The organism is Bacillus sp. FSL K6-6038 (genome assembly GCF_038050455.1).
In the GTDB taxonomy this organism is placed as follows: domain Bacteria; phylum Bacillota; class Bacilli; order Bacillales; family Bacillaceae_G; genus Bacillus_A; species Bacillus_A pseudomycoides.
Genome location: NZ_JBBOUH010000001.1, coordinates 2,927,593 through 2,951,635 on the forward strand (window position 1 = coordinate 2,927,593; position 24,043 = coordinate 2,951,635).

Annotated in this window: 26 protein-coding genes, 1 pseudogene and 2 riboswitches; of the genes and pseudogenes, 4 read left to right on the forward strand and 23 right to left on the reverse strand. The window is 35.3% G+C overall.

The genetic code is table 11. The features are described from left to right. Window positions 1-187: 187 nt before the first annotated feature. The 10 genes from NSQ40_RS15235 to NSQ40_RS15280 all read right to left on the reverse strand — a co-directional run bounded on the left by NSQ40_RS15235 (window position 188) and on the right by NSQ40_RS15280 (window position 7,987). On the reverse strand, window positions 188-904 hold the full coding sequence (locus tag NSQ40_RS15235; protein ID WP_033796259.1) for an NAD-dependent protein deacylase: 717 nt from the start codon (window positions 902-904) through the stop codon (window positions 188-190). Between the two features lie 69 nt (window positions 905-973). Continuing rightward, entirely contained in the window at window positions 974-1,621 is a 648-nt protein-coding gene (pcp, locus tag NSQ40_RS15240; RefSeq protein WP_018766831.1) for a pyroglutamyl-peptidase I, read from the reverse strand. A gap of 15 nt (window positions 1,622-1,636) precedes the next feature. After that, on the reverse strand, window positions 1,637-2,599 hold the full coding sequence (locus NSQ40_RS15245; RefSeq protein WP_003198510.1) for a DUF979 domain-containing protein: 963 nt from the start codon (window positions 2,597-2,599) through the stop codon (window positions 1,637-1,639). Window position 2,600: 1 nt separating this feature from the next. Then, window positions 2,601-3,296, reverse strand: coding sequence for a DUF969 domain-containing protein (locus NSQ40_RS15250; RefSeq protein WP_003198508.1), 696 nt, complete (start codon window positions 3,294-3,296; stop codon window positions 2,601-2,603). A 20-nt stretch (window positions 3,297-3,316) separates the two neighbouring features. Then, window positions 3,317-4,075, reverse strand: coding sequence for a 5-oxoprolinase subunit PxpA (gene pxpA / locus NSQ40_RS15255; RefSeq protein WP_003198505.1), 759 nt, complete (start codon window positions 4,073-4,075; stop codon window positions 3,317-3,319). A 20-nt stretch (window positions 4,076-4,095) separates the two neighbouring features. Then, a complete protein-coding gene (locus NSQ40_RS15260; RefSeq protein WP_033796257.1) occupies window positions 4,096-5,085 on the reverse strand; it encodes a 5-oxoprolinase subunit C family protein in 990 nt (329 codons plus the stop codon). Then, entirely contained in the window at window positions 5,082-5,789 is a 708-nt protein-coding gene (gene pxpB, locus NSQ40_RS15265; protein ID WP_003198503.1) for a 5-oxoprolinase subunit PxpB, read from the reverse strand. The genes NSQ40_RS15260 and pxpB overlap by 4 nt, the downstream gene beginning before the upstream one ends. After that, a complete protein-coding gene (locus NSQ40_RS15270) occupies window positions 5,789-6,556 on the reverse strand; it encodes an IclR family transcriptional regulator (RefSeq protein WP_003198501.1) in 768 nt (255 codons plus the stop codon). The genes pxpB and NSQ40_RS15270 overlap by 1 nt, the downstream gene beginning before the upstream one ends. 171 nt (window positions 6,557-6,727) lie before the next feature. Continuing rightward, entirely contained in the window at window positions 6,728-7,282 is a 555-nt protein-coding gene (gene lepB, locus NSQ40_RS15275; protein ID WP_003207624.1) for a signal peptidase I, read from the reverse strand. A gap of 21 nt (window positions 7,283-7,303) precedes the next feature. Further along, window positions 7,304-7,987: a copper homeostasis protein CutC gene (locus NSQ40_RS15280; protein WP_003198497.1), complete on the reverse strand. Its 684-nt coding sequence runs from the start codon at window positions 7,985-7,987 to the stop codon at window positions 7,304-7,306. Window positions 7,988-8,363: 376 nt separating this feature from the next. On the opposite strand from NSQ40_RS15280, the gene NSQ40_RS15285 reads away from it, so the two are divergent. Then, entirely contained in the window at window positions 8,364-9,512 is a 1,149-nt protein-coding gene (locus NSQ40_RS15285) for an SH3 domain-containing protein (RefSeq protein ID WP_003198495.1), read from the forward strand. A gap of 619 nt (window positions 9,513-10,131) precedes the next feature. On the opposite strand, the gene NSQ40_RS15290 is transcribed toward NSQ40_RS15285, so the two are convergent. The 9 genes from NSQ40_RS15290 to NSQ40_RS15330 form a co-directional block, all read right to left on the reverse strand. After that, on the reverse strand, window positions 10,132-10,353 hold the full coding sequence (locus NSQ40_RS15290) for a YdbC family protein (RefSeq protein ID WP_003198493.1): 222 nt from the start codon (window positions 10,351-10,353) through the stop codon (window positions 10,132-10,134). Between the two features lie 201 nt (window positions 10,354-10,554). Then, a complete protein-coding gene (locus NSQ40_RS15295) occupies window positions 10,555-11,217 on the reverse strand; it encodes a methionine ABC transporter permease (RefSeq protein WP_033796256.1) in 663 nt (220 codons plus the stop codon). Continuing rightward, entirely contained in the window at window positions 11,207-11,968 is a 762-nt protein-coding gene (locus NSQ40_RS15300) for a methionine ABC transporter ATP-binding protein (RefSeq protein WP_050775672.1), read from the reverse strand. The genes NSQ40_RS15295 and NSQ40_RS15300 overlap by 11 nt, the downstream gene beginning before the upstream one ends. Window positions 11,969-11,974: 6 nt before the next feature. Continuing rightward, entirely contained in the window at window positions 11,975-13,135 is a 1,161-nt protein-coding gene (locus tag NSQ40_RS15305; protein WP_003198488.1) for an acyl-CoA dehydrogenase family protein, read from the reverse strand. A gap of 13 nt (window positions 13,136-13,148) precedes the next feature. Then, window positions 13,149-13,967 (reverse strand): MetQ/NlpA family ABC transporter substrate-binding protein, encoded by an 819-nt coding sequence (locus NSQ40_RS15310; protein WP_003207619.1) that lies wholly within the window; start codon window positions 13,965-13,967, stop codon window positions 13,149-13,151. Window positions 13,968-14,026: 59 nt separating this feature from the next. Next, window positions 14,027-14,116, reverse strand: a riboswitch (SAM riboswitch). Window positions 14,117-14,287: 171 nt separating this feature from the next. Next, complete coding sequence (locus NSQ40_RS15315) at window positions 14,288-14,917, reverse strand: YdcF family protein (RefSeq protein WP_018766823.1); 630 nt, start codon at window positions 14,915-14,917, stop codon at window positions 14,288-14,290. Between the two features lie 329 nt (window positions 14,918-15,246). Continuing rightward, window positions 15,247-15,744 (reverse strand): GNAT family N-acetyltransferase, encoded by a 498-nt coding sequence (locus tag NSQ40_RS15320; protein WP_003198479.1) that lies wholly within the window; start codon window positions 15,742-15,744, stop codon window positions 15,247-15,249. Between the two features lie 9 nt (window positions 15,745-15,753). Continuing rightward, a complete protein-coding gene (locus NSQ40_RS15325; protein WP_003198477.1) occupies window positions 15,754-16,332 on the reverse strand; it encodes a GNAT family N-acetyltransferase in 579 nt (192 codons plus the stop codon). A 73-nt stretch (window positions 16,333-16,405) separates the two neighbouring features. Then, entirely contained in the window at window positions 16,406-16,696 is a 291-nt protein-coding gene (locus NSQ40_RS15330; RefSeq protein WP_003198475.1) for a hypothetical protein, read from the reverse strand. Window positions 16,697-16,946: 250 nt separating this feature from the next. On the opposite strand from NSQ40_RS15330, the gene NSQ40_RS15335 reads away from it, so the two are divergent. Continuing rightward, window positions 16,947-17,555, forward strand: a complete 609-nt coding sequence (locus tag NSQ40_RS15335; RefSeq protein WP_018766822.1) for a CPBP family intramembrane glutamic endopeptidase — start codon at window positions 16,947-16,949, stop codon at window positions 17,553-17,555. 50 nt (window positions 17,556-17,605) lie between these two features. On the opposite strand, the pseudogene NSQ40_RS15340 reads toward NSQ40_RS15335, so the two are convergent. From NSQ40_RS15340 to NSQ40_RS15350, 3 genes and pseudogenes are all read right to left on the reverse strand, one after another. After that, window positions 17,606-17,758: pseudogene (locus tag NSQ40_RS15340) on the reverse strand (IS1595 family transposase); the annotation flags it as partial. A gap of 89 nt (window positions 17,759-17,847) precedes the next feature. Next, the gene (locus tag NSQ40_RS15345) at window positions 17,848-19,050 is read right to left on the reverse strand and encodes a M20 family metallopeptidase (protein WP_098101192.1); all 1,203 of its coding nucleotides are present in this window, start codon (window positions 19,048-19,050) and stop codon (window positions 17,848-17,850) included. A 91-nt stretch (window positions 19,051-19,141) separates the two neighbouring features. Next, window positions 19,142-19,246: riboswitch (SAM riboswitch) on the reverse strand. 86 nt (window positions 19,247-19,332) lie between these two features. After that, window positions 19,333-21,642, reverse strand: coding sequence for an AAA domain-containing protein (locus NSQ40_RS15350; RefSeq protein WP_141521843.1), 2,310 nt, complete (start codon window positions 21,640-21,642; stop codon window positions 19,333-19,335). 113 nt (window positions 21,643-21,755) lie between these two features. Between NSQ40_RS15350 and NSQ40_RS15355 the strand changes: the two genes are divergently transcribed. Beyond that, complete coding sequence (locus NSQ40_RS15355; RefSeq protein ID WP_258248331.1) at window positions 21,756-22,112, forward strand: VOC family protein; 357 nt, start codon at window positions 21,756-21,758, stop codon at window positions 22,110-22,112. Between the two features lie 70 nt (window positions 22,113-22,182). Then, window positions 22,183-22,878, forward strand: coding sequence for an alpha/beta hydrolase family protein (locus NSQ40_RS15360; protein ID WP_097787345.1), 696 nt, complete (start codon window positions 22,183-22,185; stop codon window positions 22,876-22,878). Window positions 22,879-22,947: 69 nt separating this feature from the next. On the opposite strand, the gene NSQ40_RS15365 is transcribed toward NSQ40_RS15360, so the two are convergent. Further along, entirely contained in the window at window positions 22,948-23,943 is a 996-nt protein-coding gene (locus NSQ40_RS15365; RefSeq protein WP_003207601.1) for a D-cysteine desulfhydrase, read from the reverse strand. Between the last annotated feature and the right edge of the window lie 100 nt (window positions 23,944-24,043).

Consider the following 24,043-nt stretch of genomic DNA (forward strand, 5'->3'; position numbering starts at 1 on the left):
AAGTATCTTTATCTTATAAATAACAAAAATTAAACCATACTTTCTCATCCGGATATAAAAATCTCCTCTATTAATAATATTAAAGCACATAGATAATATAATTTATAGTGTTTTTAAAGAAAATTAAGAAAATTTAAACTCCAAAAAACCGAGATAAATACCTCTTATCTCGGTTTTCCTACATCATTTAAAATCGATCCACAAACTGCCCGATTTTTCGCTGAAAGATATAATCAAAATAATACTCTTGACCCGTTAACTCTTCATTCACTAAAATAGTCGTTGTCCCTACTTCTCTTTTTGCAATTTGCGGGAACGATGCAACCGGCTGCACTTTTAATGAGGTTCCCATAACAAGTAATACATCCGTTTCATATAAACGCTGTATTGCATTTTGATATTGTGGTAATGTATCACCATATAAAACGACATCTGGATTTAAAATAAAATTACATGTTTCACATCGTGGTACCTCATGGTCTATCATATATTGCAAATCATATTTCGTTTTGCATTTTGGACAATGAGCCGTTTGGAGTGTACCATGCAAATCTATCACATGCTTACTCCCTCCTAATTGGTGCAGACCATCAATGTTTTGTGTTAACACCACAATATCTTTTCCTTGCTCTTCTATACTTGCTAAAAATTGATGCCCACGGTTTGGTTTGTATTGATGGAATGTATTAATTTGAAATATTTCTTTGTAATGCTTCCAAAATTCTTTTGGATTACGGTTATAATATCCTCTAGATAAGTACATTTCAACTTTAGCATCTGCATATAAACCATTGGCTGAGCGAAAATCAGGAATGCCACTTTCTGTACTTGCACCAGCACCTGTTAATACCGTTATCTTATTTGCTTTTTCTATAACAGAACGAACTTCTTCATATTGCTGCATTGCTCTCACCTCTATGTATAATCCTTCCTTTATTATAACATTTGTCCATAGCAGGTGTTGTACTTTTGTTTAGTGTGTGGTCCCGCCACATTCTATAATATCCATTTCTACCTCTAATGCGACCCGTACCAATAATTCAATTCCAGTTGTAATAGTTGAAAGCGACATACTCGGTTGTCCAGGATGTTTACTTGCTTGCTCTGGCAAAAATGGAATATGTATAAAACCACCACGAGCCCCGTTTTCACTTTTTGCTAAAATGTCCATAAGTCCATAAAAGAGATGATTACAAACAAATGTACCTGCAGTTTGAGAAACAGAAGCAGGTATTCCTTCTTCCCGAAGTTTTTTTACAGTAGCTTTTATAGGAAGTGTAGACCAATACGCAACGGGCCCCCCTTCTACAATAGATACATCAACCGGTTGGTTTCCTTCATTGTCAGTGATTCTTGCATCGTCTACATTTATTGCAACTCGTTCCACTGTAATATCTGGACGTCCTCCTGCTTGCCCGATACATATAACAAGCTCCGGTTCTATTTCTTCCATATAAGACTTTAACGCTTGTAATGATTTATAAAACACAGTTGGAACTTGTTTACTAACAATCTTGTAATCTCCAAAGCTTTGTCCATCAAGCTGCTTTACAACTTCCCAGGCAGGATTAATCTCCTCTCCACCAAAAGGTTCGAATCCTGTTAACAATACTGTCTTCATCATTCCCACTCCTTACTAAAATCGATATACGAGCCCATACATGATGAACATATTAATAACAAAAATGGTAATAGCAATTGGTGCTTGGGCTTTAATTACCGCATTTTTATCTTTTAATTCTAATAGCATCGCTGGTACAATATTAAAATTTGCAGCCATTGGTGTTATCAATGTACCGCAGTACCCTGCAAACATTCCAAGTGCGGCCATGATCGCTGGATTACCACCATGCATTTGAACGATAAGCGGTAAACCAATTCCTCCTGTAATAACAGCAAATGCGGCAAAGGCATTCCCCATTACAACTGTAAACAACATCATACCTAAACAATATGCCATAACAGCAACGAATGGATACTCTGTTGGCAATACTTGTCCTACTAAATCTGAGACAACTTGACCCACACCAGACTTTGCAAAAATACCGCCAAGCGCAGCTAACATTTGTGGTAAAATAACTGCCCAGCCGACAGCTTGTAATAATCTGCTTCCCTCTTGTACAGGCGCTGTTATTTTTGCTTTTGTGATTCCCATTGCTGCTACAAAAGCAAGCAATGCCCCAAGAGCTAATGCAATTAATGTGACTTTCTCAGGATCAACAAGAAATACATTTCCAAACTTTAGCTTTCCTAAAGTTAAAGTACCAATAATCGTAAAAATAGGAATTAAAATAGCGGGCATAAAAATTTTATTTCTCAGTTTTTCTGCATGTTTCACTCGTTCTTCAGTAGGTGCTTCTTTTTCATTGGACTTCGTTACTTTATTCAATGATGCTAAAATGACCATTGCTAATACAATACAACCGATATAAAATGATGGAATCATATTTCCAAATAAAAATGTAATAGAAAATAATGCCCAAAATAAACTAGAACCAAAGCGATTTGGATGTTGGCGATCAAAAGCGACACGAATCGCGACAAAGGCAACAATAATACCTAATAAATAATAGATTGTATCAAGTGTAATAATATTCATCCTATATCGCCTCCTTTTGTTGGCTTTCTTCTTTTTTCATCGTTTTTTCAATATACTTATCGAATTGTTTAAAACGAATCCAACTTACAATAAAAGCTGAGATTGCCGTAGGAATTCCCCAAAGCGCCATATCCCACACACCAACATGCATTCCTACAGAATCAAAGAATCCTTTCATTAATAGAATCGCTCCTGTTGCAATAAAAATATCTTCACCAAAAAACCATGCCGTATTTTCAGCTGCCGCTGCATTCGCTTTAATCTTTTCTTTTAATTTTTCTGGTAATTTTCCATAACGTCCATGAGCTGCACCTTCTGCCATCGGTGCAACAAGAGGCCTTACTGTTTGAGCATGTCCCCCAATATTTAGTCCTACCGCTGCCGAAGCCTCACGAATTGTAAAATATGACATTAATACTCTACCAGTCGTTGCTCCCTTAGATTTTGATATCAATGCTTCTGCACGTTCCTTCAGTCCATATCGTTCTAAAATTCCAATTACAGGCAAAGTTAATAATATTGGCATAGACATATATCGGTTTTCTATAAAAAACTTTCCAAACATACTTATGACATCATAAAAACTCATCCCCGCAACCATACCAGTAACAATTCCTGCAACCATTACAACCAATAACGTATTAAGGCGAAATAAAAATCCAACAGCTACAAGCAATATTCCAATTAGTTTCAACATCTATGTATCTCCTCCTTATTCTACTTTGGTGCACAAATAGAAATATCATTTAATCTAAATGTTCTGTATATTCTTTCTGCAAATTGAACTGCATGCTCACCATCACCGTGTATGCAAATTGTTTGTGCATCGATATTGATAATCTTTCCACCAACTGCTTTTACATTTCTTTCCTTAACCATCTGCAACACTTGTTCAATTGCTATATCTTCATTTTTTATGAGTGCATTTTCTTCTGTTCGGCTTGTTAATGTTCCATCTAATTGATACGTACGATCGGCAAATGCTTCCTGCACGAGTTTCAGTTCATATTTTTCAGCTGCTTGTATAAATTTACTTTTCGTTAATCCATACAGAAATAAATCTGGATTTATATGATAAATTGCTTTTGCAATTGCATCCGCAATCTCTTGATCAGTGGCTGCCATATTATAAAGTGCACCGTGCGGTTTTACATGGTGCATCCTTCCTCCTGCCGCTCTTATAAATCCATCTAATGCCCCTATTTGATATAAAGCATAATCATAGACCTCTTCTGGTGAAATATACATCATTCTTCTACCAAATCCAATTAAGTCCGGAAACCCTGGATGTGCTCCTATTTCCACATTGTGGTACAACGCTTTTTCAACAGTTTGACGCATGACAGTTGGATCACCAGCATGAAAACCGCATGCAATATTTACTGATGAAACAAACGGAAGAATTTTATCATCGTTTCCTATCTTATATGCACCAAAGCCTTCTCCTAAATCACAATTTAAGTCAACGGTAACCATACGCTATCTCTCCTCCTGCTTTACGCTTGTAAAGCGATGAACTTCTTTAATAGATTCATATTTTGTTCTTGCTCGATGTAAAGCTCCGTCGCTTCTGTTATAGAAGTCTTTGCAAACGTGACATAATCACCTGGTTTCAATTGCGCAAGAATAGGTAAATCAACTGATATGACATTACCAATTAACGGATATCCACCTGTCGTTTGTCTATCTGCCATTAAGATGATTGGATGACCACCAGATGGCACTTGAATTGTTCCAAATGTAACTGCACTTGATAGAATCTCAGATTGTTCTATTCTTTTTAATTTTTCACCTTCAAATCGATAGCCCATACGGTCAGCATAATTGGAAACTTTATATTCCTTTGTAAAAAACGACTCTAAACTCTCACTCTTAAATTGATCCCATTCAAAACTTGGAATAACACGAATGATTGGGCTGCGACTATATTTGGGTAGAACAGGATTACATATACCCCAACGTGTTTCTATTCTGTCTTCATCCATCAATTTCTTTATCATACAAGTAGCAAATTTTGATGGTGTACCAATTTGAAAAAGGTCGCCCTTTTTAAGCGCTCGTCCTTCTAGTCCACCTATAGCTGCTTTTACATATGTACTTTTGCTTCCCATACTACTTGCAACATCAATTCCACCTGCAAATGTCACATATGTCCTACACCCAAACTGCGTCTTCCCGAAGCAAAGCATGCTACCTTCTTTCGCTAAAACTGGTCGCCACAATGGAATGGGTTCTCCGTTTAACAGAGGCTCCATATTCGCACCACCAATTGCTAGCAATGTCGTTTTCTTTATAAGAAGCTTTGGTCCCATCATTGTAATTTCTAATCCAGCTTCATTCTCTTCATTTCCAACTAACATATTTATCATTCTTAATGCTGTCTGATCCATAGCACCGCCAACAGGCACACCATATTGTTGATAGTGATACCTTCCTAAATCTTGAACAGTTGTAAACATCCCAGCATGTAAAACCTCAACATTCATTTCCTAGCTCCCTCCATAACCAGGTACTCTTCCTCTGTTATTGGGATAAAACGTAAATACATTCCGCTCTGCACATATGTAGGCTTTTCTTCATTTGGCTGAAACAACGCAATCGGTGTTCGACCAATAATATTCCAGCCGCCTGGTGTTTCTAATGGATATATTCCAGTTTGACTTCCACCAATTCCAACTGAACCAGGTGTTATTTGTAGACGTGGTGTTTGTTTTCTAGGTGTTTCTAGCTCTTTGGGCATACCACCCAAATACGGAAAGCCTGGTGTAAATCCTAACATATAAACAAAATAAGTCACTTCACTATGAAGACGAATCACCTCATTTGCACATAACCCATGATACGCCGCAACTTCTTCTAAATCAGGTCCATATTTCCCGCCATAACAAACTGGAATTGAAATACAATCATATTGTTTTTGTGTTTTATTTTGATTATGACTAAACAATCGATTCATGTATTCACATACAAACTCATACGGTACTACCTTTCTTTCATTTTCCCTCCATAACTTATATACATCATAGTAAACCGTTAAAGAAGTAAAAGAAGGTACACACTCAACCATTCCAAGAAATGGATTTCCCTTTAATAGTCGATGTAAATTTTGCACACTTTCATATATATCCAAATCAATTTTTTCTCCAAACGTAACAACAACTGCTTGATCCCCTAGTGCTGAAAATTTCATCATATACCTTCCTTTTCACCTATCCAGCCAAGTTCTTTCGAAATTTGATGCGCTGTTTCTTTTACTTTTGTAATAAAGTTTGGAATTGTCGATTCATTATACTCTATTTCTAATCCCGAAATACTAATACCAGCTATTACACTACCATCACTTGCAAAAATAGGGGCTGCAATTGCAGCTGTATGATTCTCAAGTTCCGAATAACTTATCGTATATCCTTCTCTTTTAGCCTTACATAATAGGCTTTGCAACTCTTCTTTATCCACTATCGTTCCATCTGCAAATCGTTGTAATTGCACTTTTTCTATATACTGCATTTGATCGTCTTCCGAAAAATACGAAAGTAAAATACGCGGACATGCTCCGGCATATAAAGGAGCTCGCCGTCCTATCTCTGTGTATACTCTTACTGGTTGATCTCCATCCATTTTTTCAATATAAATTGCCTCATTCGCATCTTGAATAATTAAATTGACAGCTTGACCAAGAGAGTCTCTAAGCTTTTTCATATATGGCTTTGCAATATTTCGTACTGACAATCGCTTCGAAACGAGTTGACCGAACCTTAAAAATACTAATCCAAGCCTATATGTTCCCCTTGTTGTCTTTTGTAAAAAGCCCATTTCTTCAAGCGAACCAATTAAACGGTATACAGATGTTTTAGGCATTCCCGTCTGATGAACCATTTCCGTTAACGTTAGCTCTTCATGTCCATAAAATAGTTCTAAAATATCCATCGTCTTTACTGCCGTTTTATTTACACTCATCTTAGCTCCCCTAAGTTCCGTAATTCGGAACAACAATTCCGTTTTTTGAAACAAATATATAATTTAAAATTATAAAATATTCTTTCTATTTAAACAATATTTTTCTCAAATAAAAAAAGCATTGAAAGTAAAATTCAATGCTTTTTTAACGCGTATACGTAAACTCTCTCTTTAATGCAATGCTCTCACTTGTTGCAACGGCCAAAATACCGCTTCACCTTTTCCGACAATTTGATCTTCAGAAACAAAACCAAACATGCGACTATCTTTTGAAACTTGACGATTATCTCCTAACACAAACACTTGACCTTCTGGAACTTTTGTTTTCCCAGTTTTTTGTTCTAATGTAAAATCAGGAGTTAATTTCCCTTTCGATACCTCGTCCTTATAATCTGCTAAATATGGTTCATCAACCGCTTTTCCATTCACGTACAATACGTCGTTTTTATATTCAATCGTATCTCCTGGTAAGCCAATTACTCGCTTCACTAAATCATATCCTTCTTTTCCATGAAAAACAATAATATCAAAACGATTTAATCCTTGTACATTAAAACCAATTTTATTGACGAGGACACGCTCGTTATTTTCTAAAGTAGGCATCATAGACTCACCTTGTACGAGTGAAGGAGTAAATAAAATACCACGTACAATTAAAGCGATTCCTAGTGTAATCCCTATTGTTTTAACCCATGAAACGATTTCTTTTTTCTTGCTTTTCTCCATCTTTTTCCCTCTTCTCTAGTATTATAATGATTTTGTTAATACCACTAGATCTTGTACAGATTTTTGATCTACTTCAGCAAAACAAGATTTACCTTCTCGGACTGCAGTACCAACATGTGCTTCTGAAATTCCTGTTTCGTTCAATAGTCGCTTTATATTTTCTTTTGTCACACCACTTCCAACAATGAGCTGGATATCCCCTTTACTTACTCTTTGCATTTCATGAAGTACAGGTATATTTTCCTCTATCGTCCCTTGACCACCAGAAGTTAAAATATGAGTTATCTTTTCAAAATTACGTAATATTTTAACTGCACCAATAAGATCATCCACTTCATCTATCGCACGATGAAATGTGATATTAATCCCATCTACAACAGATAATAAATTAGCTAATTTTTTTTCATCAACTTGATTCTGCTCATTTAATACACCTAAAACAACACCTGCTGCACCAAGTTCTTGTGCAATTAAAATATCTTCTTTCATCATTTCGATTTCTTCTGTTGTATATATAAATGACTTAGCATGGGGACGAATCATAACATGGATAGGTATGTTTGCTACTTTCACCGCTTTTTTTATAAAAGCATAACTTGGCGTTAATCCACCTTCTGTATATGCTGAAATTAACTCAATTCGATTTCCACCAGCTTTTTCAATTTGCTTCACATCTTCTAAACAAGTTGCAATGACTTCGAGCATGAAACTACCTCTTTTCGTACTTTTTCCACATTATTATACCGCAGCATAAATAAGAAACCTAGGTTTCTCATATAAAACATAAAAAAAGGAATTGAAAAGAAAGATTTCGAAACTCCTTAACAGATTCATTATTTTCTCAAAATTGTTACGTTTATCACATGAAGTCTGTGAATTCTATAAAGCAGTTAATCTTCCTAGAAAATATCGGATAATTTCCACGCCTCATTTAAACCATCAAATATTATCGTACAAATAAATCTTATGTTGAGAAAAACAAAAATCTCTTTCATTTATTTCCATATTCTTTATATTTCTGTTATTCTTGTAATATAATTCTAAATTTTACCACAAATTATACAGGGGGGCTCATTATACGATGAATATGAAAGTTACAACATTGACAGCAGCAACTGTCGCAGTCACTTCTCTTCTCCCATCAATTACTGAAGCGGATATGAAAACAGCTGCTGTACAACCAAAAAACAACGTAAAAATCGGATATGTAAAACTTGATAAAGTCCAACTATATCAAGAAAATACAACAAATGGTGATTCCCTTGGCAGTATTTCATACAATACACCTGTTACCATTCTCGAAACTACACGTGACTGGTATAAAGTAAACGCTCAAAACAAAATTGGTTACATACAAAAATCTAATTTGTCGTTGACAAAATTAAATCAACAGCGTAACCAACATATCGTAAATGCAAGCGCTTTAAACCTTCGTTCAGAACCAAGTATACAATCATCCATCCTTGACGTATTACCAAACGGGACATTTATCTCCGTTCAAGAAACACTTAATGACTGGTATCTCATCTCTTACAACGGAAAAATAGGATATGTAAAAAAAGAATTTGTATCACATAACTCACAACCATTCGTTAAAGGAATCACTATACAAAATAATTCTTATTATGTTGCAACGCCTAAACTAAGGGTAAGAAATGGTGCAGGAACAAATACTGCTGTTATTGGTTCCTTGCAAAATGGGACACAAATACAAGTAGTAGGCACAGTAGGTACATGGTATAAAATTCGTTTTGGCTCTGGATATGGATATGTTGCAAAGCAATATGTATTACAAAATAAACAACAAGAACAGTCTGCGTCACCTTCAATACCTGCTGTTTTTAAATTTCCAACACAAGGACAAGTTAGCTCAAACTTCGAAGTCAGATGGGGGCAAATGCATTATGGTGTCGATTTTACGGCAACTGGAGATAAGCCTATTCGTGCTGCAGCTGCTGGAAAAGTTATCAAATCCTACTATTCTAGCAGCTACGGAAACGTCGTATTCGTCACTCATTACATAAAAGGAAAATTATATACAACTGTTTATGCACATATGAAAAACCGATCTGTACAAGCTGGAGATCGCGTTCAAACTGGACAAGTGTTGGGGCAGATGGGGAATACTGGACATTCAACTGGGCAACATCTTCATTTCGAATTACATAATGGGGAATGGAATTTTGAAAAAACAAATGCCGTTGATCCACTTCCTTACTTAGTACGGTAACATCTTATGCTACGTAATATTCCATTACTCATTGAATACCTAGCTTTTTTCGGCCTAATCTGTTGTTTCATTATTTATGATACAAATGTAATTTTTTTAAGTATGCTCATCCTATTTGTATGCTGTGAAATATTGCGAGAGGTATATAAAATACGATTAAGAAAACACATTTCTCATCTATTTACATCACTCATTATTATCGTTTGTCTAATCACTAATTTAAAGATCGATGGTCTATTTATATCAAGTATGTTCCCTATATTTTTTATAAGCGTTCTCCTTATCGTATCCCAATATATCTATGTACCTGAACATCACAAGAAAGAAGATAAAGAGGTAAAGATTATATAGTCTTTTCCGACATATACGTCCATACAAAAATAATTCTAAAATGAAATGCTATATATACAAAAAGCCACTTTTGAAATAATGATTCAAAAGTGGTTTTCTCTGCACAAATCATTTCGTTTTTATCCCGCATTAACGGACAGTAACACTCCCGCCTCAAAATTCAGTAAAAGCAAAGGAGTTAGATGGGAGATGAACTTGTCCGTAAAAGCCCGATTGATGAGGGCTGATAATCAGTGGGGATAGCCCCCCCACTGATTAAAGTTTTACTTTATAACTCCATACGATTTAAAATATCTTTTAATGCCTTTAACTCTTCAACCGTCAATGTAACACCTTTTCCCATTTTGTCATGCTCTGGTGCCCAATCACGCAGATCATATTTTGGCTCTTTTCCGTTCCAACTGATTAAATTGAGCTCTTTATTCCAGCCTTTAGGTGACTGTGATAAAGTTCCAAAAATTTCTTTAATATCAAATTTAATTTCCGCCACTGTTATTCCCCCTTTAAAATATATATTCCCTATTTAGATCTCCTACATTCTCTCATATCTATATCGATAGGGCTAATTTCCCACACATCTACCTCTGATTCATTATGAACTACACTGATTGTTTGAACTTAGCAGAATACCCTCAGCAATTCATCTTTCACTATAAAAGGCTCCGCTGTATACCGAAGCCTGTTTTCATACTTACCGTTTATCAATTTTTGCAGCAATCCTATTCCCAATGAATTGAACAGATTGAACGAGAATAACAAGCATAAGTACCGTAACAATCATAACGTCTGTTTGAAAACGATAATATCCAAAACGAATTGCTAAATCGCCGACACCGCCTCCGCCAACAACACCTGCCATGGCTGAGTAGGAAATAAAACTTACTGTTAAAACTGTTAAGCTTAATACAAGGCCTGAACGCGCTTCAACGAGCAATACTTTCCACACAATTTGCAGTGGCGTCGCTCCCATTGCCTCAGCAGCTTCAATTACACCTTTTGGAACCTCGCGTAATGCTTGCTCTACGAGTCTCGCAAAATAGGGAATGGCTGCTACTGATAAAGGAATCGTTGCAGCGATTGGACCAATTGTAGTTCCTAATAAGGTTCTTGTAAGTGGTACAAGAGCCACTAGTAAAATGATAAATGGAAATGAGCGAATAATATTTACAATGCCGTTTAAAATACGATGGACAATATTTTGTTCCAAAATTTGTCCTTTACTTGTAAAATATAAAATTACACCTAAAGGAACACCTAAAATAATTGCTGCTCCAACTGAAAGTCCAACCATTAATAATGTTTGTAAAAGTGATGTCCAAATCTCTGGAAGCAGTGGGATAACATTATTGAACATGTGCAATGCCCCTCTCTTGTTCTACACCTAATAGAAGTTTTGCAATTTCTGTTGTTGGTTTTAGATGTTGGTCACGTAAGTGGAAAGATTCAACAACTTCTCCTTCTTCCATCACCGCTACTTTATTACAAATTTGTTTAATTACATTCATTTCATGCGTTACAATTACGATTGTAACTCCTAACTCTTTATTTATCTTTTGTAAAAATTGCAAAATAGATCGTGTCGTTTTCGGATCGAGTGCCGATGTCGGTTCATCACAAAGCAATACCTTGGGATCATTTGCTAATGCACGAGCAATCGCAACACGCTGTTTTTGTCCACCACTTAGTTGAGAAGGAAAATGATGCGCTTTATCACTTAAGCCAACAATCTCCAAACACTCTCTTACACGTTTTTCTCTCTCTTCTTTTGAAACTGATTTCAATTCTAATGGTAAAGCAATATTATCCGATACGTTTTTATTATGAAGAAGATGAAAATGCTGAAAAATCATACCAATTGACTGTCTTGCTGTTCGTAAATCTTTCTTGGATAACTTTGTTAAATCTTTTCCATTTACAATAACTGCACCTGAATCTGGTTTTTCCAATAAATTCATTGTACGTAATAATGTAGACTTTCCAGCACCACTTAATCCAGCAATTCCATATATATCATGTTCCTCAATTTGCAAAGAGACTGATTTTACACCGTGAAATAAACCTTCTTTCGTCTGAAACGTTTTATTGATATCGCATAACGTTATCATTTTCACTCACTCCTTTTCAATTGATTTAAACGCATCATCTGCTAGTAATGAGAGTGTTATATCATCCATCGGTGGATTGTGTAAACCAGCGCGAACATTTAAATAATAGCGGTGCAGTGGATTCTTTTCAGATAAGCTTTTTGCCCCTACAATTCTCATTGCCTTATCAACAATTGATATCGCCGCATTCGTCGCAATATATTTCGCTGCTGCTAATTCCGCTTGTAAAGATTGTTTATTTTCCACCTCATCATATTTTTTCGCAACTTGGTATAAAAAAGTACGAGCTTGCAAGAGTTCCAGCTCTAATTCGCCTACTAATCTTCTAACGTTTGGAAGCAAACTAATTGGGTGATTTAAACTATTCGGTTGATATGCTTTCGCAAAATCAATCGCATAATTTCTTGCAGCCTGCGCAATCCCTAAATAACATGCTGGTATATGAAGTAACCATCCAATTCCTTTCGGTTTCGCCTGTGAACCTTTTACATCTGTAAAAAATTTATGCGGGATTTCAACATTCTGTAATACAAGATCATGGCTAGCCGTTCCACGCATCGCAACACTATCCCATGTCTCTTCAATCAACACACCCTTTTCGTGTCTTGGAATCACAAATTCTCCTATCTCATCTCGCCCTTCAATGCTTGCAGATATGATGAAATAATCAAGTACTGGCGCCATCGTTGTGAACGTTTTTCTTCCGTTTATAATCCACTTATCGCCTTTTTGTACAGCTAATGTTTCTGGTTTTCCTCCCCGAGTAGGACTCCCTGTCTTCGGTTCAGTTGCCGCCCTGTTAAAAAGGGCGCCTTTTTTTACTTCTTCACAAAACCAAGAAAACATCTCAGGTTTCCATGAGCGATTTTCCGCAAGTTCCTTCACAATTCCAAGATGCCATCCAATAGACAAAGCTGTTGCTCCATCTCCCTCTGCAATCTTCTCTTGAAATAAAACAAAATCATATAATGAAATTGCCTTCCCACCAAAATCCTTGGGAAGAGTTAACTTTGTATAACCAATACTTTGTAAGTCTTTAATATTTTCAAAAGGAAAAGAGCCTAGTTCGCTCAGTTGATGTTCCCTTCCTGCAAATTGCGGAATGAATTCTGTTATCTTCTCCAATACGAGAACTTGTTCTTCTGTTTCTATAAATGATAATGTCATGTCAAGATCTCCTTTACTTTAAGTAGTCAGGAAGCACAAACCCTTCAAATTGTTCTTCAGACTGAATCATCTTTTTGAACTCTGGTGAATGGTATGCTTCAATTAAATCTTTCGCAAATTGTTTTTCTTTATCTTCATCACGAACCGTAACAATAATTCTATGTTGTGAAGGTGTTTTTTCTAATTCCAGTGCCTCTTTTAACTTATGTCCAGATGAAATGACAAGATTTCCGTTAATAATGCCGTAATCTAAATCTTTCATTGCCCTTGGGATTTGTGGTGATTCAAGTGGTACTAATTTGAAATCTTTCTTTTTAAACGTTATATCTTTTTCGGAAATTGTTAAAATATTTACATTTTCTTTTAATTTCACCCAGCCAATCCCTTCTAAAATACGTAATGCCCGTTCTAAATTAACTGGATCATTTGGTACCCCAATCTTCATTCCATCTTTCAAATCATCTAATGATTTATGTTTTTCAGAGTATACACCTTGAGGTGCTGATGGAACTTGAATAATACTTGAAATTTTCGCATTATTTTCTTTTGCGTAAGACTTCATAAAAGCAGTACTTTGAAATATATTTGCATCAATATCCTTATTCGTTAATGCTGGATTTGTTTCGTTTGGTGAATTAAACTCAACAATTTTAATTTTGTACCCCTTTTTCTCTAAGTACGGTTGTACCGCTTTTTTCACTTGATCACTGTATGGACCAGGTGTAAAACCTAAACGAATTTCTTTTTGATCGCCCCCTGATGTCTGCGTGCAACCCGTAATGATAAATAAACTACATACAATACTTACAAGTGCAAAAAATAAACGTTTCATCCCTTCTCCTCCTACTAAAAAACAACCTTACATATTAAGAAGGTTGTCATCTCTTTTCCTTCTTATCTACTCGGAATTAGCACCTTTTTTATTACAGATAGGTTGCTGAAGCTTCATTGGGCCGTTCCCTCCACTTCTCTCGATAAGATTATATTTGATTATGCATTCTATTGTGTCACTATTCCGATGAAAATACAAGGTTTTTATTGAAAGTTTTTTCTATAATTTGTAAAGTTATAGAAAATCCAAAGCATATTTGCATAAAAAAAGGATAGACTCCGTAGAACCACTCTACCTTTGTCTATCCTTTTCTTTATTTTTTAATCACCTTTCAATATACGCAAAGGTAACGATGCAACATATCCAATATAAGAACATAATTCTTTAAAGAAAAATGGAATTTCCGTATCTAATGTTTTATATGCTGATGTTGGCGTTGGTGATGCATATGCATCTATCCCAATATGCTTCGCTATTCTCATCGCTCGCTTCATATGAAGAGGATCACTTACAATCGTATACGTATGTAAGCCATTATCAATTCCAACCTGTTTCGCATTCTTTAAATTATCTTCTGTAAAACGCGACTGTGTTTCAATTAATATATCTTCATCCTTTACGTTATGCTTTAATGCATACGCTTTCGCAGTACGTGCTTCTTCCTGCTCTGCTTCAAATTTAGTACCACCTGTAAAAATAATTTTTTTAATACTTCCATTCTTATACAAAGAAATCGCATGATTGATTCTTTCACGAAATACAGGAGATGGTTTTCCGTTCCAAGAAGCTGCTCCTAGTACAATAGCAGCATCTGTATCCACCTCATCCGTTTTAAAGCGATAACTCCAAATATCGTAAGCTGCATAACTTACAAATAGAATGATAGAACTAACCATGAGCAAGAACACTTGCAAGACTCTTCTTTTTTTACTTTTCTTATTTTGTTTCATTTGTACTGGCCCCCGTGCATTATCCATACTTCTAAAAAATAATCTATTTTAAATCATTATATTTGAGTTCATTTGAAAGAAGGCACTTTTCTCAACAATTGATTCGTGCTATAAAGGGTTTTCATTCAAATAGAGGATTTTTAATTTACTATTTTTTGTGGTGCATATTTTATGAATTTAATTTATGTACAAAATTTCTCATACAACTCCATTGTAACGAATTTTTTCACAGAAGGGAATGATGAAACAAAAGTATATAAAAGAAGTAATCATTTTGTAAGAAAAAGAGGTATATTTTTTCCCTCTTAGGGACGTATACCTCTTCCACTTCACTTTACAATCCAATATTTCATATGTTGTTCTTCAAGCACACATGTAAAACCGGCTTTTTCTAACACTCTACTTGAAGCGGCATTACTCGTTAAACAATCTGCTTGAATCGTTTGCACTTCTTCATTCCGTTCTAACCATTCAACGAAAGCTTTTGCCATTTCAGTCGCATAACCCTTCCCTTGATATTCTGGTACAATACTATATCCGATCTCTACTGTACCAGTTGGATCGGGCGCACCTTTACAACCCATATCACCAATAATAACATTATCTTCCTTATGAACAATCAGTCCACTCCACTTACTTTGCTTTGGATTTTTCCGTAAGCCTTCCGCAACCCATGGTAAAATATCTTTATAATCAGGCATTGGCCATTCTAAAGATATTTTATATGGTATGATTTCTTGCAGCTCTTCTCTGCCTTTTATCGTTGCCTCAACAAGTTCTAATGTAAAAGGAATCATCTTTAGTCTTTTTGTTTCAATATTTGTCATGTTTGCCTCCTATTTATACAGGTCCATTTTGTGCAGTAATCGATCTTTCACGATTGGCCACTCGCTTGCAATGATGCTATACACTACCGCATCCCTTATATAACCGCTTGGTAACCTTCTCTCATTTCGTAATATCCCTTCTTTTACTGCACCTAGCCGTTCAATTGCTCGTTGTGCTTTTTCATTCCGCAAGTCTGTTTTTATTTGCACGCGCAGCATTTGTAATTCTTCAAACGCATATTGCAATAACATATACTTACATTCCGTATTTATACTCGTTCTCTGTACACTCGGATGATACCACGTTTGACCAAGTTCAACAGTCTTGCTTTCTGTTGATATATTGTACAAACGTGTACTGCCGACAACTTCATTCGTTTTTTGATCTATCACAACAAATGGTAAATCCGTTCCCTTTTCATATCGTTTTACTGCCGTTTCAACATATCGCTCCATATCTTGATAGCTATCCATTTTAGCTATTAAATACGTCCAGATTTCTTTATTTCCTTCCACAATTGAAAATAATTTTTCTACATCATTTGTATCTATTAATCGTAACATTGCTCGTTCATTTGTTATTTGCATGAACAATTCCCCTTTTCTATGTATCTAGCTGTATTATAATTAAAAATGCACTATCTATCAAAATATTTAAAATTTATTTTCTATCACTTAAAATCCAATAATACGAAAAAGAAGACTCACTTTGTACAGAAGAAACTGTAAAAGTACCTATCATTTCATTTTCCTTTAAAATGATGTAAGTGTTTTTATTTATTACCGCTTGAATGATCTCTTCGTCATCTCCACCTTCTAAAAGATACTGCCACTGGTCAATTTCTTGCTCTTTTAACCACTGTGCAACTTCTTTTAGCATTTTAACAATGAGAGGACTTTCATCATTATGTGCAGTTCTAATTTGATAGCCTTCAAGAATATTTTGATACAATTTTTCTTCCTTCCTTTTAGCACTTCGGCTTTTTACTTAAATAAAAAAAGAAACACTCTACCTTAATATATAAAATTGAATGGTGACGTCTTTTCTTTCCTTTACAAAGGTTCCATTATCATATGGTATAAATAAAGGCTGTTTTCTAAAAGATTGTTGCTTTTTAAATAATTATTTGTAGATATTATATCTTCTGATAAAATAGTAAAGTATTTTCATTATTCTAAAGTCACAGGAAAGAAGGTAAGATATGAAAGATATAAAAGACAAAACCAAGAAAACAAAAAAGGATTTCAACCCAAAAGACGCTGTTTTAGTATTCTCTTCTTTTACATTCATTTGCGTGGCTATCATTTTTATTCTTATGGTTTATGATGTACTCACAATTCAAAATTTCCTATCATTCGATAAACCAATCCGAATGATAATGAATATATTTATTGCTTCGTTTGCTCTACTTTTGTTTGGTGTAATGTTAACGCTTTACATTCCCTCGAAATACATTGACGATACAAACAAGAGTTATCAAAAGTATTCACTGTTAAGTATTTTTGCCTTTATGTTTTTAGGAGCGTTATTTGAAGAACTTTTGTTTAGAGGAATTATTCAAAATTTGCTTTTCATATTTATAGAGAACCCATGGATTGCAATTATAACAACTACTTTATTTTTCTTAGGTTTTCATACTCAATACTTCAAAAAGCCTATAATGCTAATAAATATAAGCGTTCCAAGTTTGACTTTTGGTTGGATATATTTTGAAACAAACAATATTTTAGTACCATTTGTTGTACATTTTCTAATGAACTTAGGAATAACGCTATTATTCAAATACAATTTAATAAGGGTTAAAAAATAACTTAGTTTACTGATATTTCGACCTCAATCGACTCTTAGTTGAGGTCTTTTTTATGCACTTCTCAACATCTCAACTGTTGTACAATTTGATTTCTGACACGCTGAAATAAGCATTTGTTCTACTCGTTTATCAAATGCTAAATTCTTCCCTAATTCAAGCCAATGGAACCAATAGAGATAGTTATCTAAATAATAAGTTCCAACTTTTATAACTAAAAAAGGCTTAGAGATTTCTCCAAACCTTTTTTATCTAAATAGAATTCTAGAAAACTACTTCTCCAATACTAATCACATTACTGATTTCGCTGCGCTCCTCTAAACTCCTCCTTAATTTGATCAAGCATTCCTTCTTCTGTAATTAATCGATATGCTACATACGCTAATACTTTTGCGGATGTAACTAATGCTTTATCGCCAAGTTCCGAACGAGCTGCTTCTCTAAATTCATTCGTATGTGCAACTAAATTATCCGGTCCAATTTTAATATAAGGATGAACCGTTGGTACGACTTGACTCACATTTCCTGCATCTGTTGAACCGATTCCAAGTCTCTCTTTACGGTTTACATCTTCACCAAGGTTTTCTAATTCCTCAGCAACCACCTCATTAAATGTCTTCGTCACTAATAATTCATCAATTTCATTTTGAAATTGATTGATTTTTACTGTTGTTCCTGTTGCTAGCGCTGCACCTTGCGCAATATTTCGTACCTTTTCAGTTATTTCAACACATCTTTTACGTGTTGCTGCGCGAATAAAGAAACGGGCTGATGCGTAATCCGGAATAATATTCGGTGCCTTACCACCCTCAGTAATGACACCATGAATTTTCACATCTGATGGAAGCTGCTGACGAAGTGCGTTAATCCCATTGTAAAGCTGAATCACCGCGTCTAATGCATTAATTCCTTCTTCAGGTGAAGCAGCCGCATGTGCCGACTTTCCATAAAAATGAAAATCAAGTGGATCAACTGCGAGTGACGGACTTGTTGTTGCTGTTTTTCCACTAGGGTGAATCATAAGTGCTGCATCAATATTGTTAAACAAACCTGCCTTCACATAACTTGCTTTTGCACTTCCATTCGGCCCACCTTCTTCTGCTGGTGTTCCGAATACAACGATTTCACCGCCGATTTCTTCAATTGTTTCCGATAATGCAATGGCTGCTGCAACGCTAATTGTACCAATTAAATTATGACCACACGCATGGCCTAATCCAGGCAAAGCGTCATACTCTGCTAAAAAGGCAATTGTCGGCCCTTGTTTCCCTGAACTTTTCCCTGCAATAAATCCTGTTTCATGTCCTGCGATATTGTGCTGAAGCTGAAATCCTGCACTTCCTAAAAGTAAACTTAACGCTCTAGATGCAAAGAATTCTTGATTACCAATTTCAGGATTCGCATGTATATCATGACTTGTTTTTAAGTATTTTTCTCTATTTCTTTCTATACTTTCAGTAATACTATTTCGGTGTGACGTTACTTGTTTTGTTCCCATTTCCCATTCCTCCTTTAAATTTGCATATAAAAAAGCCTCTTTCTAAAAGATAGAAAGAGGCTTGAACATACAGATTCAAAAATGACCTTCTTTCTTATCTTTCAAGTCTTTCACTTGCTGGAATTGGCACAGTATTCATATTGAATCCGCTGCCGAGGTTTCATAGGGCCAGTCCCTCCACCTCTCGTGATAAGAAAATCGTTTTTATTTTCATAAAATTATATTAAATTATTTTCATTCTATTTTTATTCCAAGTAAATGTCAAGGAATTCCGATCTGATTTTAACGAATATCTAAAAATCCTTTTAAAACGCCAATCGTTTCAGGCGCCTGCATTCTTGCACATATATAAGGGAATTCTGGACTTCCTTCAAACATCATTTGCGATGTTAACGGAGCACCTACCCAAAAGATCTCATCATCAATACATACAAATGGGAGTGATTTATTTTGCCTTTGTACTCTCACATTTTTTAATGGAATTGGTCCATCGCTATAGATTGTTACCTGCGCTGTTGTACGCATTAACGCCTGCCATACCCTTTTATCTACTTGTCTTGTACTTGGGAGCGAAATAATAATTTTTTGTTTTGCTGACAGAATGTCTTTTAATAATGCTTTCGTCTCTTCCAAATTCATTTGCATAAACCATCTCAAGCGTTTTGTAATTTTTCGTTCTAACAATGGACGTGATGTTGTACGATCATATACATTTCCGTGTCTTTCTATGTGAGAAGTTAAGTGAGATAACGCTTGTTTTCTAGAAAGATTTTTCCGCATATATTGACAGTCCGATAACTGAATGAGCTTTCCTCTTGCTCTCGTTACCGCAACATTTATAAGACGATGATTCTTATGATCAAAGAATAACACGCCAGGACGTTCCTGCGGATAACTATCTACTGTATCAAAAATCATCATATCGCGTTCAGATCCTTGGAATTTATGAACCGTCGCTGCTAGAATAGGTGTATTTCGATACTTTGTTTTTTGCAATATTTCTCTTATACATGTTGATAAGAAACGGGACTGCGCGCGATATGGCGTTACAACTCCAATCGATTGAACGCCATCTAATAATCCAATTAAAATCATCTGCATTGCAACGAAACCGGACATAATATTAAAACGAGAACCAGAAGCGGCATCTTTTAAAGAGTAAGCTCCCATTAAACTTGTATCAAACAGAGCTGTCGCTTCGTTTGCAAACGGCTGTAATTTCGCTAATTCTTGTCTTGCCGAAACAGAAGGATGGTCGAACACTCTATTCTTATAAATAAATGAGTTTGTAAATTTAGATATATCCGCATGCATACGTCTTTGTTCTTGCAGCATAAATAGATTCGGATGTGTCTCGCACTTGTTTACGGATTGGACAATCCCTGCATGATAAAACATATCTTCTCCTAACCACTTTCTAACAAGCTCATGATTTGCCATCGCAATTGGTGGCAACTGTAAAAAATCACCACAAACGACAATTCGCTTACCAAGAGAAGCAGCTAATGCGATTTGTGGCACATATGCCATACTCACTTCATCTACAACAACTAAGTCAAATGTTCGTTCATAAATAAGAGAATCAATTGCACACTTAGATAGTGTCGCACCTATTACCTTTGCATTTTCAATATATTCTCTTTCTACTTCTTTAATTTTCGCTCTTTGTTTTCTAAGATCTCCTTCAATTTCTTGCATACGCTTTTTATCAGAAGCAGTTGCCTTATAAGATAAGATTTTTTGACGAAGATCTTGACGCATTTCTTCTAAATAAAGCTTTTCTTCTCCCCATGAGCCATTCGTTGTTTCCACTAATCTAGAAGCAAGCAACGTTTCATGATTACGTATATGTTCATGTTGACTAAATCCATACCGGACGATTTCCCCTGGTGTCCATTTTTCTTTTTTTTCTATTTGCTTTGTAACCTCACTCATTAATACATCAACCGCTGCATTACTATGAGCAAGTACAAGTACTGATTTTCCTTTTTGATAGTGCGCTGAAATAATACGTGATAAATTATAAGATTTTCCTGTTCCCGGTGGGCCCCAAACATATGTCGTTGGATTATAAAAAGAACGATATGCCAGTTCATTCTTCGGATTTTTCATCTTTTCTATATGCTTTGGCGTACTTTTTCCATCTAAAAGACGCTTTACGCGTTGACGTTTTTGTTTATCTTTTCGTATTTCTTTCAATCGCTCTTGCAATTGCTCTAATAACTGCCATGGTTCACTATATAAAATCGCTTCTCTTATTTCGCCTTGTATATAATCATTTAATTTCAGTTCGATTTCTAATCCATGTACAGATAGCACTTCTCCTGTTGCTTCCTCACCATCAAATTCAATCCGAATGGGTGTACCATCAGGTAAGCTTACTTCCGAAATAAGCTGAAATACATACACCGTACTCTCATAATCTGTATATAAAAAATGGCCATTTATAATCGATAATTTACTGCCGCCTATCGTTTTCCAATGTTTAATTTCATATGCTAATGCTTGATGCCACTCTTTCATCGTTTCCGTTAATGAAGGAGTTTGTAAAGTTGTGTTCATTGAGTTGTCTCCTTCCTTCTTTCCAAACATACTTTCTCACTATATCATAGAACATCATAAAATTTGTAAGGTTTTTATCTTGCTTATTTTCTTAATTTTCAATATTATGATACACAAGAAATTTATGGGAAGAAGGAATCGACATGCCAGTAAGAAGAATTGAACACGTTGGAATTATGGTTGCAAACATAGCAACATCTATTTCATTTTACGAAAAAGTTATTGGACTAAAACTTATCAAACGCATGGGACATCCGAATCCAAACTTAAAACTCGCTTTTTTAGGTGTAGAAGAATCACAAGAAACCATTCTTGAATTAATTGAAGGCTATAATCCTTCTCTTCCAACAGAAGGAAAAGTGCACCATATTTGCTTTAAAGTAGACTCTCTAGAAGATGAAACTGAAAGACTGAAGAAGTTAGGAGTAACTTTTTTATTAACAGAGGAAATTGAAACATTACCTGATGGAGAATGGATTGAGTTTTTTGAGACGGAGTGATAAAGTAAAGCTTTTATCAGTAAGGGCATTCATTCCCTCACTTATTTATTTATGGAGGTGAACCGATACATTGAATCAAACAGACATTCAACTAGGAAACATACATGGTCTCTTATTACAGCCCACAAAACAGGATAAAAAAATAACAATCGTTTTCTATCATGGATGGGGATCTAGCATTTATCATCAAATCTTTTTAGGTACCATCTTAACTAACTTTGGATATACCGTAATTATTCCAGAAATTATTTATCACGATTCACGGACAGCTTTAGAAAATCATTTTTCTAAACCGATAATGGAACAATATTTCTGGAAAACCATTTTGCATACTGTTAAACATGATATAAATGATTTATTTACTAGTATCTATGAGAGTGAATACTGCTTAGGTCATAAAATTGTAGTTCTCGGAAGTTCAATGGGTGGATTCATATCCTCAGGAGCTTGGATAACTTCTGAAGAGATTTTTCAAAAGCAAGGCTCAAATATCGCCAATGAAATTCATATGATTAGAAAAATGGATCCTATTCAATTTATCGAACGCATTCATAATCGACCTATACTATTATTACACGGGGCAAGTGATGCTGTTGTCTCGCCTCTTGGACAACAAACATTTTGTGAAAAAGTACAATCACACCATCAAGATACAACAGCTAACATTACATTTATGCTATACCAAAATATCAATCATTCTATAAGAATTCCAATGATTGAAAAAATAGTAAACTGGTTAGATGAGCAATTTGTTCTTTATAGCTAATTAAGACAGACAAGTAAAGCTTACATAAAAAATCAGCACCACTTATTTTGGTGCTGATTTTCTTACATATTAGGAAAATAGTGATGTATTCGCATATAACGCCGGAGAACCACCTGAATGTACAAATAGAATGTTATCTTCTTTCTTAAATGTACCTTTTCGAATTAGGTCGATCAGTCCAGCTACTGCTTTCCCTGTATATACTGGATCCAGTAAAACCCCTTCTGTTTTTGCTAAAAGCTGAACAGCTTCTACCATTTCAGGTGTTGGTAAAGCGTATCCTGGTCCAACGTATTCATCAAAACATGTCACGGCCTCACGCGGAATACTGTTTAGAATACCAACATGCGCTGAAGTTTCTTGCACAAGCTTACATACCTTTTCTTCTTGTTCAGCTTTCCCGCGGCTCACATTCATTCCAATTACCGGAATCCCTGTTTGTCTTCCATAAAATCCAGTGATCAAACCAGCATGCATGCCCCCGCTGCCACTTACACAAACAACCGTATTGAAATCTATCCCTTGCTCAAACGATTGAGCCATAATTTCCTCTGCACATGCAATATATCCCATTGCACCGGTAGGATTGGATCCTCCAACTGGAATGACGTATGGTGTATGCCCTTTTTCAGTTACTTCTTTGGCCACTTTTTGCATCTCATCCATAAGGTCAGTTCCGTTTGGCACAACGATTACATTTTCAGCACCTAATAAATGATATAAGAAGTAATTCCCATTAAAATCTGGTTTTTCTTCTGGTTCAAGTCCTTCTTCTAATACAAGAATGCATTTCATTTTCTCTTTTACCGCAGCTGCTAATGTTAATCGGCAATGATTGGACTGAATACCGCCAGCAGTAATTAACGTATCTGCACCTTTCGCCTGTGCATCCGCCACAAGGAATTCTAATTTTCTTGTTTTATTTCCACCAGCTGTTAAACCAAGTAAATCATCTCGTTTAAAATAAATAGAAGGTCCTCCTAGGACTTCAGAAAAGTGATTTAATTTTTCAATTGGCGTATATGATTCTGTATATTTTTTTCTAGGGAATTTTGCTAAATTCATACTAACTCTCCTTATTTACTCTTTATCTAGAATTAAAATAGTAATTCAAATATCCATCAAGCATTATCTGTTCACTAATCATAACTCTTACACTTTTATT

Bases quoted from the DNA above. Each gene is read 5' to 3' on its own strand.
- NSQ40_RS15350 (WP_141521843.1), bottom strand. From the start codon at position 21,642: ATGTTTGGAAAGAAGGAAGGAGACAACTCAATGAACACAACTTTACAA.
- NSQ40_RS15245 (WP_003198510.1), bottom strand. From the start codon at position 2,599: ATGAATATTATTACACTTGATACAATCTATTATTTATTAGGTATTATT.
- NSQ40_RS15315 (WP_018766823.1), bottom strand. From the start codon at position 14,917: ATGAAACAAAATAAGAAAAGTAAAAAAAGAAGAGTCTTGCAAGTGTTC.
- pxpB (WP_003198503.1), bottom strand. From the start codon at position 5,789: ATGAAATTTTCAGCACTAGGGGATCAAGCAGTTGTTGTTACGTTTGGA.
- pxpA (WP_003198505.1), bottom strand. From the start codon at position 4,075: ATGGTTACCGTTGACTTAAATTGTGATTTAGGAGAAGGCTTTGGTGCA.
- NSQ40_RS15270 (WP_003198501.1), bottom strand. From the start codon at position 6,556: ATGAGTGTAAATAAAACGGCAGTAAAGACGATGGATATTTTAGAACTA.
- NSQ40_RS15295 (WP_033796256.1), bottom strand. From the start codon at position 11,217: ATGTTCAATAATGTTATCCCACTGCTTCCAGAGATTTGGACATCACTT.
- NSQ40_RS15365 (WP_003207601.1), bottom strand. From the start codon at position 23,943: ATGAATTTAGCAAAATTCCCTAGAAAAAAATATACAGAATCATATACG.
- NSQ40_RS15280 (WP_003198497.1), bottom strand. From the start codon at position 7,987: ATGCTCGAAGTCATTGCAACTTGTTTAGAAGATGTGAAGCAAATTGAA.
- NSQ40_RS15285 (WP_003198495.1), top strand. From the start codon at position 8,364: ATGAATATGAAAGTTACAACATTGACAGCAGCAACTGTCGCAGTCACT.
- lepB (WP_003207624.1), bottom strand. From the start codon at position 7,282: ATGGAGAAAAGCAAGAAAAAAGAAATCGTTTCATGGGTTAAAACAATA.
- NSQ40_RS15345 (WP_098101192.1), bottom strand. From the start codon at position 19,050: ATGGGAACAAAACAAGTAACGTCACACCGAAATAGTATTACTGAAAGT.
- pcp (WP_018766831.1), bottom strand. From the start codon at position 1,621: ATGAAGACAGTATTGTTAACAGGATTCGAACCTTTTGGTGGAGAGGAG.
- NSQ40_RS15355 (WP_258248331.1), top strand. From the start codon at position 21,756: ATGCCAGTAAGAAGAATTGAACACGTTGGAATTATGGTTGCAAACATA.
- NSQ40_RS15235 (WP_033796259.1), bottom strand. From the start codon at position 904: ATGCAGCAATATGAAGAAGTTCGTTCTGTTATAGAAAAAGCAAATAAG.
- NSQ40_RS15310 (WP_003207619.1), bottom strand. From the start codon at position 13,967: ATGAAACGTTTATTTTTTGCACTTGTAAGTATTGTATGTAGTTTATTT.
- NSQ40_RS15260 (WP_033796257.1), bottom strand. From the start codon at position 5,085: ATGAATGTTGAGGTTTTACATGCTGGGATGTTTACAACTGTTCAAGAT.
- NSQ40_RS15325 (WP_003198477.1), bottom strand. From the start codon at position 16,332: ATGCAAATAACAAATGAACGAGCAATGTTACGATTAATAGATACAAAT.
- NSQ40_RS15335 (WP_018766822.1), top strand. From the start codon at position 16,947: ATGAAAGATATAAAAGACAAAACCAAGAAAACAAAAAAGGATTTCAAC.
- NSQ40_RS15300 (WP_050775672.1), bottom strand. From the start codon at position 11,968: ATGATAACGTTATGCGATATCAATAAAACGTTTCAGACGAAAGAAGGT.
- NSQ40_RS15320 (WP_003198479.1), bottom strand. From the start codon at position 15,744: ATGACAAATATTGAAACAAAAAGACTAAAGATGATTCCTTTTACATTA.
- NSQ40_RS15250 (WP_003198508.1), bottom strand. From the start codon at position 3,296: ATGTTGAAACTAATTGGAATATTGCTTGTAGCTGTTGGATTTTTATTT.
- NSQ40_RS15305 (WP_003198488.1), bottom strand. From the start codon at position 13,135: ATGACATTATCATTTATAGAAACAGAAGAACAAGTTCTCGTATTGGAG.